The following is a 10,382-nucleotide window of genomic DNA, read 5'->3' as shown; positions in this document are numbered from 1 at the left end:
CGCGTCGAGGGGCAGGAGCCCCGCGGTAACGCCCTGGCCGTGACGGCGTACGTGCCGCTGTCGGAGATGTTCGGGTACGTCACCGACCTGCGTTCCAACACGCAGGGCCGTGCGTCCTCGACCATGCAGTTCGAGAAGTACGAGGAGGTGCCGCCGAGCATCGGTGAGAAGATCGCCGAGGCTCGGAACGGCGCCCCCAGCGCGGCCTGACCCCGGACCGCACGAAACGCAGTTCTGAGATAGCTTTCCCTGGTTCGCTGAAGCGTCGGCGGGCCGACCCCAGAAGAAGATTCAACGAGGAGCGAACGTAGATGGCCAAGGAGAAGTTCGAGCGCGACAAGCCGCACGTCAACGTCGGGACCATCGGTCACATCGACCATGGCAAGACGACGCTGACCGCTGCGATCACGACCGTGCTCGCCGAGGCGATGGGCGGCGAGGCGAAGTCGTTCGCCGAGATCGACAACGCTCCCGAGGAGAAGGAGCGCGGCATCACGATCGCGACCTCTCACGTCGAGTACCAGACGGAGTCGCGGCACTACGCCCACGTCGACTGCCCCGGTCACGCGGACTACGTCAAGAACATGATCACCGGCGCGGCCCAGATGGACGGCGCGATCCTCGTCGTCTCGGCTGCGGACGGCCCGATGCCGCAGACGCGTGAGCACATCCTGCTCGCCCGTCAGGTCGGCGTCCCGTACATCGTGGTGTTCCTCAACAAGGTCGACATGGTCGACGACGAGGAGCTCCTCGAGCTCGTCGAGGTCGAGGTTCGCGACCTCCTCTCCGAGTACGACTTCCCGGGCGACGACATCCCGTTCGTCCAGGGTTCGGCGACCGGCGCCCTCGAGGGCGACCAGAAGTACAAGGACGCGATCCTCGAGCTGGCCGGCCACCTGGACACCTACATCCCGGAGCCGGTCCGTGACCTCGACAAGCCGTTCCTGATGCCGGTCGAGGACGTCTTCTCGATCACGGGTCGCGGCACCGTCGCCACGGGCCGCATCGAGCAGGGCATCGTCAAGACCGGCGACGAGATCGAGATCGTGGGTATCCGCGAGTCCTCGAAGTCGGTCGTCACCGGCGTCGAGATGTTCCGCAAGATCCTCGACGAGGGTCGCGCGGGCGAGAACGTCGGCTGCCTGCTCCGTGGTACGAAGCGCGAGGAGATCGAGCGCGGCCAGGTGCTGTGCAAGCCCGGCTCGATCAACCCGCACACCAAGTACAAGGCCGAGGTCTACGTCCTGAAGAAGGAGGAGGGTGGCCGTCACACGCCGTTCTTCACCGGCTACCGGCCCCAGTTCTACTTCCGCACCACCGATGTGACCGGCGTCGCGAACCTCCCCGAGGGGACCGAGATGGTCATGCCGGGCGACAACGTCCAGATGGAGATCGAGCTCATCCAGCCGATCGCCATGGATCCGGGCCTGCGCTTCGCCATCCGTGAGGGTGGACGCACCGTCGGCTCGGGTGTCGTCACCGAGGTCATCGAGTAGCACCGCAGTACTGATCGCGACGGAGGCGTGGGCTGGCCCACGGCCCCGCCTCTGGCGCGTGACGCAGGAAACAGCAGGTCGCAGGACTCGGGCGGAACCCGGTCGTGAACGGGATCCGCCCTCAGCGCGCAAGCGCCCAAGCAGAAGAAGTACACCGGACGTCAGACGGAATCGCTGCAGGACCCAAGAAAGAGCTCCCATGGCTACTGCCACTCAGAACAAAATCCGTATCCGACTCAAGGCCTATGACCATCAGGCCATCGAGTCCGCGGCGAAGGAGATCGTCGAGACGGCGACGCGCACCGGCGCGAGCGTCACCGGTCCCGTGCCGCTTCCCACGGAGAAGAACGTCTACTGCGTGATCCGCTCGCCCTTCAAGGACAAGGACTCCCGCGAGCACTTCGAGATCCGCACCCACAAGCGGCTGATCGACATCCATCAGCCGACGCCGAAGACGGTCGACTCGCTCCAGCGGCTCGACCACCTTCCGGCGGGCGTCGACATCGAGATCAAGCTGGTCGGCTAGCCATGCCCGCGATTCTTGCCAAGAAGCTGGGCATGACCCAGCTGTTCCTGGAGGACGGACGCGTCGAGCGCGTCACCGTGCTCGAGGCCGGCCCGTGCCCCGTGACGGGCATCCGCACGGTCGACCAGGACGGCTACGAGGCCGTGCAGCTCGCGTTCGGCGCGACGAAGGAGAAGCACCTCACCAAGCCCGAGCTCGGCCACCTCAAGAAGGCCGGCACGTCCGCGCACCGTCACCTCGTGGAGTTCCGCGACGAGGCCGGCGAGCTGCAGATCGGCGAGACCGTGACCGTCGAGACCTTCGAGGTCGGCGACCAGGTCAAGATCAGCGGCACGTCGAAGGGCAAGGGCTTCCAGGGCACGATCAAGCGCCACGGGTTCGCCAGCGGCCCCAAGTCGCACGGCTCGCACAACGTGCGTGCCCCCGGATCCATCGGCGCCTCCGCCTGGCCGGCTCGCGTGATGAAGGGCATCCGCGGCCCCGGCCAGATGGGCAACAAGCGCGTCACCCAGAAGGGCCTCGAGATCATCAAGATCGACGCTGGCCAGAACCTGCTGATGGTCCGCGGCTCCGTGCCCGGCCCTCGCAACGGTGTCGTGGAGGTTCGTACCGATGCCTAGCGCCCCCATCCTCGGCGGCACCAAGACCGTCGAACTCGACGAGACCGCGTTCGCGGCGCCGTTCAACGGCCCGCTCGTCCACGAGTCCGTCCGAGCCGAGCTCAACGCCCGCCGTCAGGGCACCGCTGCCACCAAGACCCGCGGGAACGTCCGCGGCGGTGGCGCGAAGCCCTGGCGCCAGAAGGGGACCGGCCGTGCTCGCGCGGGTTCCAGCCGCAGCCCGATCTGGACCGGGGGCGGCACGGTCTTCGGACCCAGCCCGCGCCACTACACGTTCAAGGTGAACCGCAAGGAGAAGCGCGCCGCGCTTCGCAGCATCCTCTCGGTGCACGCCGAGCGCGGTTCGCTCGCCGTCTTCGATCCCGCCCAGTTCGACACCCCCTCGACCAAGGCCGCCGTGGCCCTGCTCGACGGGTGGCTGAAGGACGGCAAGCGCGGGTCGGTCCTGATCGTCCTCGCGGACACGGAGGAGCGGGCGTCGCTGTCGTTCCGCAACCTTCCGCGCGTGTCGGTCATCGCCGCGTCAGCGGTCGGCATCGCCGACCTCGTCGGCGCCGCTTCGCTGCTGGTCACCGAGGGAGCGCTCGACGCGCTGACCTCGCGGGCCAAGGGCGAGAAGGTCGCCGCCGGTTCCGAGACCACTGAGGAGGCCTAGGTCATGGACCCGAGCCAGGTCATCATCCGTCCCGTCGTGAGCGAGAAGAGCTACGTGCTCGCCTCGGCGGACAAGTACACCTTCCGTGTCCACGAGGACGCGCACAAGACGCAGATCAAGCAGGCCATCGAGCAGCTGTTCGAGGTCAAGGTGGTCAGCGTGCACACGATGAGCGTGAAGTCCAAGCCCAAGCGTCGCGGCATCTCGCGCGGTCGCACGCGGTCCTGGAAGAAGGCCGTCGTGCAGGTGCGCCCCGGGGACTCCATCCCGATCTTCCAGGGCCTCCAGGGCCTGGAGGGGTGAGCTGAATGCCCGTCCGCAAACCCAAGCCGACCAGCCCCGGCCTCCGATTCGTCACGTACGCCGACTTCTCGGAGATCACCAAGACCGAGCCGGAGAAGACCCTCGTCGAGGGCCTCAAGAAGTCCGGTGGCCGCAACTCCAACGGTCGCAAGACCGCTCGTCACCGCGGTGGCGGAGCCAAGCGCCTGTACCGCAAGATCGACTTCAAGCGCCGGCGTGACGGCATCCCGGCGAAGGTCGCCGCGATCGAGTACGACCCCAACCGCACGAGCTACATCGCGCTGCTCCACTACGTGGACGGTGTGAAGGCCTACATCCTCGCCCCCGCGAAGCTGCAGGTCGGGATGACGGTCGTGTCCGGTCCCGAGGCCGACATCGCGGTCGGCAACTGCCTGCCGCTCTCGGCCATGCCGACCGGCACCGTCGTGCACAACGTCGAGCTGCAGCCCGGTCGCGGCGGTCAGCTCGGTCGCTCGGCGGGGACCTCGGTCCAGCTCATGGCGAAGGAGGGCGATCTCGCCACGCTGCGCCTGCCCTCGGGCGAGATGCGGCAGGTGCGTGCGGAGTGCCGCGCCACCGTCGGCGTGATCGGCAACTCCGACCACCAGAACGTCAAGATCGGCAAGGCCGGCCGCAAGCGTCACCTGGGCGTCCGCCCGCAGACGCGTGGTACCGCCATGAACCCCGTCGACCACCCGCACGGTGGTGGCGAGGGCTCGACGACCCCCGGTCGTCACCCGGTGACCCCGTGGGGTGTTCCCACGCTCGGGTACCGCACCCGTAAGAAGAACAAGGCGTCCGACCGCTACATCGTGCGCGGCCGTCGCCGTGGGAAGGGCAAGCGCTAGACATGTCTCGCTCCAGCAAGAAGGGCCCGTTCGTCGAGGAGCGCCTCATGGCGCGCGTCGACAAGATGAACGAGGGCACCAAGAAGACCATGATCAAGACCTGGTCGCGGTCCTCGACGATCTTCCCCGACATGGTCGGTCACACGATCGCCGTGCACGACGGGAAGAAGCACGTGCCGGTGTTCATCAGCGAATCGATGGTCGGGCACAAGCTCGGCGAGTTCGCGCCCACCCGCACGTATCGCGGCCACGCCGGCTCGGGAAAGGTGCGCTGATCCGATGATCGACGAGACCGAGAAGCCCGACGACGTCGAGGAGACCGCGGCCGCCGAGGTTGAGGAGTCCGAGACGCAGTCCACGGAGTCCGTCACGGACGAGGCTGCCGAGGCGCCCGCCGAGGAGCCGGTGGCCGAGGCCGACGAGACCCCGGACGAGGAGCCTGTGGCCGAGGCCGACGAGGAGCCTGTGGCCGAGGCCGAGGAGACCCCGGACGAGGAGCCGGCGAAGCCCGCTGCCTCCAAGCAGCCCGAGGCGCCCGCCAAGCCCAGGACCGTGAAGCCCGCGCCGACCGAGGGCGACGTCCAGCTCGTCCGCGCCCAGGCCCGCTACGTCCGCACGTCCGCCCGGAAGGCGCGGCTCGTGTGCGATCACATCCGCGGCAAGTCCGTCGAGGAGGCGCGCGCGATCCTCGCGCACGCCAACCGCCAGGTCGCCGAGGACTGGAGCAAGCTGCTCGAGTCCGCCGTCGCCAACGCGGAGCACAACCACGAGCTGATCGGCGAGGACCTCAAGATCCACGCCGTCTACGCCGACGAAGGCCCCACCCTCAAGCGGTTCCGTCCCCGAGCCATGGGACGCGCGACCCAGATCCGGAAGCGCACGAGTCACCTCTCGATCGCGCTGACCCCGAAGGAGCAGTAGACCATGGGACAGAAGGTCCATCCCGAGTCCATGCGCGTGGGGTACATCCACGACTGGAAGAGCAACTGGTTCAACGAGAAGCACTTCGCGGACTACCTCGCCGAGGACGTCGCGATCCGTAAGCACATCGTTGGCAAGCTCTCCCACGCTGGCCTCTCGCACATCACGATCCGCAAGGACGCCAACGAGGTCGAGGTGAACATCAACACCGCGCGTCCCGGCATCGTGATCGGCAAGTCCGGGAGCGAGGTCGACGCGCTGCGCAAGGATCTTCACCGGATCACGCAGAAGCAGGTCAAGGTCAACATCCTCGAGATCAAGCGCCCGGAGCTGGACGCCAACCTCGTGGCGCAGTCGATCGCCGAGCAGCTCCGCAACCGCGTGGCGTTCCGGCGTGCGATGAAGCGCGCGCTCACCAGCGCGATGCGGTCCGGTGCCAAGGGCTGCAAGGTCCAGGTCTCCGGCCGCCTCGGCGGTGCCGAGATGGCCCGTACCGAGTCCTACTCGGACGGTCGCGTCCCGCTGCACACCATGCGCGCGGACATCGACTACGGCTTCTACGAGGCCGTCACGACGTTCGGCCGCATCGGTGTGAAGTGCTGGATCAACAAGGGCGAGATCATGCCCGAGGGCTTCACCGGGGTCGACCTCACGGACCTCGACGGACCGGCCCAGCGCCAGGACGACCGCGATGGTCGCGGACGCAGCGACCGTGACGGTCGTGGCCGCGGACGTGGCCGTGGTGGTCGCGGCGGTCAGGGCGGTCAGGGCGGCCAGGGCGGCGGTCCCGGCGGCTTCGGCGGCGGTCGCGGTGGCGGCGGTCGAGGTGGCCAGGGTGGCGGCTTCGGCGGCGGTCGCGGTGGCGGCGGTCGAGGCGGATCCGGCGGCGGCGGGCGTGGCCCGCAGGGAGGTCGATAGATGCTTGCCCCCAAGCGCATCAAGCACCGCAAGGTGCACCGTGGTCGCCGTCGCGGCCTGTCCCGCGGTCAGACGACCGTGCAGTTCGGCGAGTACGGCCTCAAGTCCCTCGAGGCCGGCTGGATCACGAACCGCCAGATCGAGGCCGCGCGTATCGCGATGACCCGCAAGATCAAGCGTGGCGGCAAGGTCTGGATCAACGTCTTCCCGGACAAGAGCTTCACCAAGAAGCCCGCCGAGACCCGCATGGGATCCGGTAAGGGCTCGCCCGAGGGCTGGGTCGCCGTGGTCAAGCCCGGCCGGGTGATGTTCGAGCTCGCCGGCGTTCCCGAGGACCTTGCCCGCGAGGCGATGCGCCTCGCCGGTCGCAAGCTCCCGGTCAAGACCAAGGTCGTCCTGCGAGAGGAGGCGTGACCATGGATGCGAAGGGCATGCGTGATCTCGAGGACAAGGACCTCGTGAAGCACATCCAGAGCCAGCGCAAGGAGCTGTTCGGACTGCGCTTCCAGCACGCCACGGGCGAGCTGGAGAACACCTCTGGTCTCAAGAACACGAAGCGCGAGATCGCACGCGCGCTGACCGTCGCCCGCGAGCGCGGCATCGACATCGACAAGGCGTAAGAAGATGGCTGACGACGAGACTCCCGAGACAACTGAAGAGACCCCGGCCGCCGAGGCGCCCGAGGCCGCTGCGCCTGAGGCCCCCGAGGCCGAGGCTGCTGCGCCTGAGGCCCCTGAGGCCGAGGCCGCACCTGAGGCCGCTGAGGCCGAGGCTGCGCCCGAGGCCGACGAGGCTCCGGCCGCCGAGGAGGCTGCCCCGGCCGCGCCGAAGGCCGAGCCGGTCGCGCAGCTGACGCCGAAGGAGCGCAAGCTCGCTTCCCGCGCCCGCCGTGGTCAGCGCCGCCCCTCCACGCCGGAGGAGCGCGCCGCGCTGCGTAAGGAGAAGGCCAAGGCCCGCAGCCGCCGCCGCCTCCAGGAGCGCGAGAAGGCCAAGGCCGCCAAGGCGGACCAGCCCGCCGTCGAGACCCCGCCGAAGGAGCACGGCCCAGGCCGTCCCAAGGTTCGTCAGGGCGTGGTCGTGTCGGCCAAGGCCGACAAGACCATCGTGGTCCGCGTCGACAGCGCCCGCCGTCACCGCAAGTACCAGAAGATCGTCCGCTCGTCGATCAAGCTGCACGCGCACGACGAGAGCAACGACGCCAACGCCGGGGACACCGTCCGCGTCGTGGAGGCCCGCCCGCTCTCGCGCACGAAGCGCTGGCGCCTGATCGAGATCCTGGAGCGTGCCAAGTGATCCAGAACGAGACCCGACTCAAGGTCGCCGACAACACCGGCGCCCGCGAGATCCTCTGCATCCGCGTGCAGGGCGGCTCCCGCCGTCGCTACGCCGGCGTGGGGGACATCATCACCGCGACCGTCAAGGCGGCCACCCCTCAGGGCACCGTCAAGAAGGGCGAGGTCGTCAAGGCCGTCGTCGTGCGCACGAAGAAGAGCTTCGGCCGTGACGACGGGACGTACATCGCGTTCGACGAGAACGCCGCCGTCATCATCGACGCGCAGAACAACCCGCGCGGCACGCGCATCTTCGGCCCGGTGGCGCGCGAGTTGCGCGACCGGAACTTCATGAAGATCGTGTCGCTCGCGCCGGAGGTGCTCTAGCATGCCTACGAAGATCCGCCAGGGCGACGAGGTCGTCGTCATCTCCGGCAAGGACCGCTCCAAGACCGGCAAGGTCTTGAAGGTGGACCGCGACAAGGACCGCGTCTACGTCGAGGGTCTGAACATCGTGAAGCGCCACCAGCGCCCGATGCAGTCCATGGACCCGGTCAAGGCCGCCGGAGGCGTCGTCGAGAAGGAAGGCCCGATCCACATCTCCAACGTGATGCTGCTCGACCCCAAGACCAAGAAGCCGACGCGCGTCGGCGTGAGCCGTGAGAACGGCGTGCGCAACCGCGTGACCAAGTCTTCGGGCACGAAGCTCGACTAGTCCGGACAGACGAATGACCGCCACAACGACACCCGCCCGCCTCAAGGTCCGCTACGAGGACGAGATCAAGCCCGCGCTCATCGAGCGCTTCGGGTACTCGTCGTCGATGCAGGCTCCGAAGCTCGTCAAGGTGACCCTCAACATGGGGCTCGGCGAGCACAAGCAGGACTCGAAGGTCTTCGAGCAGGCCATGGAGCAGCTCGGCACGATCGCCGGCCAGAAGCCGAACGTCCGCCGCGCCCGCAAGTCCATCGCCGCGTTCAAGCTCCGCGAGGAGATGCCCGTCGGCGCCAGCGTCACGCTGCGCGGCGCGCGCGCCTACGAGTTCATCGATCGCCTGACGACCATCGCGCTGCCGCGCGTCCGCGACTTCCGCGGCCTCAAGGCGAAGTCCTTCGACGGCATGGGGAACTACTCCATGGGCGTCAAGGAGCAGATCATCTTCCCGGAGATCGACTACGACGCGGTCGACCAGGTGCGTGGTCTGGACATCACGTTCACGACGACCGCCAAGACCGACGAAGAGGCCTACGCCCTGCTCGAGGCCTTCGGCATGCCGTTCTCGAAGGAGAACAACCCCTACGTCCCCAACACCGAGGAGGCCTGACGCACATGGCCAAGACGTCCCAGCGTGTGCGCCAGTCGCGCCCGCAGAAGTACAGCACTCGTGAGTACACGCGCTGCCGCCGCTGCGGTCGTGCGCGCTCCGTCTATCGCAAGTTCGGCGTGTGCCGCATCTGCCTGCGCGAACTCGCGCACAACGGCTACATCCCCGGCATGACCAAGAGCAGCTGGTAGGTGCTGATCGTATGTCGATGACCGACCCCGTCGCCGATTTCCTCACCCGTATCCGCAACGCGATCAACGCGTCGCACGAGACGGTGGACATCCCGGCCAGCAAGCTCAAGAAGGAGATGGCTCGCGTCCTGAAGGAGCAGGGCTACATCGACGGCTGGACCGTCGAGGCCCCGAGCGCTTCCCACCCGGCCGAGCTCATCCAGATCGACCTCAAGTACTCCGACGATCGTCGCAGCGCCATCAGCGGGATCCGCCGGATCTCGCGTCCAGGGCAGCGCAACTACGTCGGGAACGCGGACATCCCCAAGGTGCAGGGTGGCCTGGGTACCGCGATCGTGTCCACGTCCAAGGGCGTGATGACCGGTCACGACGCGCGCAAAGCGGGCGTCGGCGGCGAGGTTGTCGCGTACGTCTGGTAGGCAGCATGTCCCGTATCGGCCGCAAGCCCATCCCCGTCCCCGCCGGTGTCACCGTCGGTATCCAGCCTGAGCTGGTCACCGTCAACGGCCCCAAGGGCGAGCTCCAGGAGCGCATCCACCGCGACATGACCGTCGCGCAGGAGGGCGAGGAGCTCCTCGTCACGCGTCCCACGGATCGCGGTGAGCACCGTGCCCTGCACGGGCTGACCCGCTCCCTGGTCGCCAACATGGTGGAGGGCGTCACCGACGGCTTCCAGAAGACCCTCGAGATCCAGGGCGTCGGCTACCGCGCCGTGCTCAAGGGCAAGGACCTCGAGCTGGCCCTCGGCTACTCGCACCCCGTCTCCGTCCCGGCCCCCGCCGGGATCGAGTTCGAGGTTCCGCAGCCCACCCGCGTCATCGTGCGCGGCATCGACAAGCAGCTCGTCGGCGAGACCGCTGCCTACATCCGCAAGCAGCGTCCGCCGGAGCCCTACAAGGGCAAGGGCATCCGTTACGAGGGCGAGTACGTCGCCCGGAAGGTTGGTAAGCGCGCATGAGCGTCAAGACCAAGCAGCAGTCCCGCCTCAAGCGGCGTCGTCGCGTCCGCGCGAAGGTGTCGGGCACCGCGGAGCGTCCGCGCATCTCGGTGTTCCGGTCCAACCGCGGCATCGCGGCGCAGCTCGTCGACGACCTCGCCGGGCACACGCTGGCCGCGGTCGCCTGGACCGAGGCCGACCTGCGCGGGCTCGCCCCGAAGGAGCAGGCCGAAAAGGCCGGCAAGCTCCTCGCCGAGCGGGCCAAGGCGAAGGGCGTCGAGACCGCCGTGTTCGATCGCGGCGGCTACCAGTTCCACGGAAACGTCAAGGCGTTCGCAGAGGGCGTTCGCGAGGGTGGGCTGACCGTCTAACGG

The 10,382-nt window shown here is 68.2% G+C and carries 20 protein-coding genes; all 20 read left to right on the top strand.

The window, feature by feature from the left end; all coding sequences use genetic code 11:
* On the top strand, positions 1-210 hold a 210-nt coding region (locus ABYE80_RS11255), incomplete at its 5' end, for a hypothetical protein (RefSeq protein WP_372790369.1).
* A gap of 101 nt (positions 211-311) precedes the next feature.
* Positions 312-1,496 carry an elongation factor Tu gene (gene tuf / locus ABYE80_RS11250; protein ID WP_372790368.1) on the top strand — a complete coding sequence of 395 codons (1,185 nt, stop codon included), beginning with the start codon at positions 312-314 and terminating at the stop codon, positions 1,494-1,496.
* A 199-nt stretch (positions 1,497-1,695) separates the two neighbouring features.
* Positions 1,696-2,022 (top strand): 30S ribosomal protein S10, encoded by a 327-nt coding sequence (gene rpsJ / locus ABYE80_RS11245; protein ID WP_372790367.1) that lies wholly within the window; start codon positions 1,696-1,698, stop codon positions 2,020-2,022.
* A gap of 2 nt (positions 2,023-2,024) precedes the next feature.
* Positions 2,025-2,642 (top strand): 50S ribosomal protein L3, encoded by a 618-nt coding sequence (rplC, locus tag ABYE80_RS11240; protein ID WP_372790366.1) that lies wholly within the window; start codon positions 2,025-2,027, stop codon positions 2,640-2,642.
* A complete protein-coding gene (gene rplD / locus ABYE80_RS11235) occupies positions 2,635-3,297 on the top strand; it encodes a 50S ribosomal protein L4 (RefSeq protein WP_372790365.1) in 663 nt (220 codons plus the stop codon). Before rplC ends, rplD begins: the two co-directional genes overlap by 8 nt.
* A gap of 3 nt (positions 3,298-3,300) precedes the next feature.
* Entirely contained in the window at positions 3,301-3,600 is a 300-nt protein-coding gene (gene rplW / locus ABYE80_RS11230) for a 50S ribosomal protein L23 (protein WP_372790364.1), read from the top strand.
* Positions 3,601-3,605: 5 nt separating this feature from the next.
* On the top strand, positions 3,606-4,448 hold the full coding sequence (gene rplB, locus ABYE80_RS11225; protein ID WP_372790363.1) for a 50S ribosomal protein L2: 843 nt from the start codon (positions 3,606-3,608) through the stop codon (positions 4,446-4,448).
* Positions 4,449-4,450: 2 nt separating this feature from the next.
* Entirely contained in the window at positions 4,451-4,723 is a 273-nt protein-coding gene (gene rpsS, locus ABYE80_RS11220) for a 30S ribosomal protein S19 (protein ID WP_372790362.1), read from the top strand.
* A 277-nt stretch (positions 4,724-5,000) separates the two neighbouring features.
* Positions 5,001-5,369: a 50S ribosomal protein L22 gene (gene rplV, locus ABYE80_RS11215; RefSeq protein WP_372790371.1), complete on the top strand. Its 369-nt coding sequence runs from the start codon at positions 5,001-5,003 to the stop codon at positions 5,367-5,369.
* Positions 5,370-5,372: 3 nt separating this feature from the next.
* On the top strand, positions 5,373-6,287 hold the full coding sequence (gene rpsC / locus ABYE80_RS11210) for a 30S ribosomal protein S3 (RefSeq protein WP_372790361.1): 915 nt from the start codon (positions 5,373-5,375) through the stop codon (positions 6,285-6,287).
* Positions 6,288-6,701 (top strand): 50S ribosomal protein L16, encoded by a 414-nt coding sequence (gene rplP, locus ABYE80_RS11205; protein WP_372790360.1) that lies wholly within the window; start codon positions 6,288-6,290, stop codon positions 6,699-6,701. It begins immediately after the preceding gene.
* A gap of 2 nt (positions 6,702-6,703) precedes the next feature.
* Positions 6,704-6,907, top strand: coding sequence for a 50S ribosomal protein L29 (rpmC, locus tag ABYE80_RS11200; protein WP_372790359.1), 204 nt, complete (start codon positions 6,704-6,706; stop codon positions 6,905-6,907).
* A gap of 451 nt (positions 6,908-7,358) precedes the next feature.
* The gene (gene rpsQ, locus ABYE80_RS11195) at positions 7,359-7,580 is read left to right on the top strand and encodes a 30S ribosomal protein S17 (RefSeq protein ID WP_372790370.1); all 222 of its coding nucleotides are present in this window, start codon (positions 7,359-7,361) and stop codon (positions 7,578-7,580) included.
* Positions 7,577-7,945, top strand: a complete 369-nt coding sequence (gene rplN, locus ABYE80_RS11190) for a 50S ribosomal protein L14 (protein WP_372790358.1) — start codon at positions 7,577-7,579, stop codon at positions 7,943-7,945. The genes rpsQ and rplN overlap by 4 nt, the downstream gene beginning before the upstream one ends.
* A gap of 1 nt (position 7,946) precedes the next feature.
* Entirely contained in the window at positions 7,947-8,273 is a 327-nt protein-coding gene (gene rplX / locus ABYE80_RS11185) for a 50S ribosomal protein L24 (RefSeq protein ID WP_372790357.1), read from the top strand.
* 13 nt (positions 8,274-8,286) lie between these two features.
* Positions 8,287-8,880: a 50S ribosomal protein L5 gene (rplE, locus tag ABYE80_RS11180; RefSeq protein WP_372790356.1), complete on the top strand. Its 594-nt coding sequence runs from the start codon at positions 8,287-8,289 to the stop codon at positions 8,878-8,880.
* A 5-nt stretch (positions 8,881-8,885) separates the two neighbouring features.
* On the top strand, positions 8,886-9,071 hold the full coding sequence (locus ABYE80_RS11175) for a type Z 30S ribosomal protein S14 (protein WP_372790355.1): 186 nt from the start codon (positions 8,886-8,888) through the stop codon (positions 9,069-9,071).
* Positions 9,072-9,082: 11 nt separating this feature from the next.
* On the top strand, positions 9,083-9,490 hold the full coding sequence (rpsH, locus tag ABYE80_RS11170; protein WP_372790354.1) for a 30S ribosomal protein S8: 408 nt from the start codon (positions 9,083-9,085) through the stop codon (positions 9,488-9,490).
* A gap of 5 nt (positions 9,491-9,495) precedes the next feature.
* The gene (rplF, locus tag ABYE80_RS11165; protein ID WP_372790353.1) at positions 9,496-10,029 is read left to right on the top strand and encodes a 50S ribosomal protein L6; all 534 of its coding nucleotides are present in this window, start codon (positions 9,496-9,498) and stop codon (positions 10,027-10,029) included.
* The gene (rplR, locus tag ABYE80_RS11160; protein WP_372790352.1) at positions 10,026-10,379 is read left to right on the top strand and encodes a 50S ribosomal protein L18; all 354 of its coding nucleotides are present in this window, start codon (positions 10,026-10,028) and stop codon (positions 10,377-10,379) included. The genes rplF and rplR overlap by 4 nt, the downstream gene beginning before the upstream one ends.
* The last annotated feature ends 3 nt before the right edge of the window (positions 10,380-10,382 follow it).

This window comes from Paraconexibacter sp. (genome assembly GCF_041602235.1).
Taxonomy (GTDB): domain Bacteria; phylum Actinomycetota; class Thermoleophilia; order Solirubrobacterales; family Solirubrobacteraceae; genus Paraconexibacter.
The sequence above is the reverse complement of the archived record's forward strand: the minus strand, read 5'-3'. Positions and strand labels throughout refer to the sequence as shown.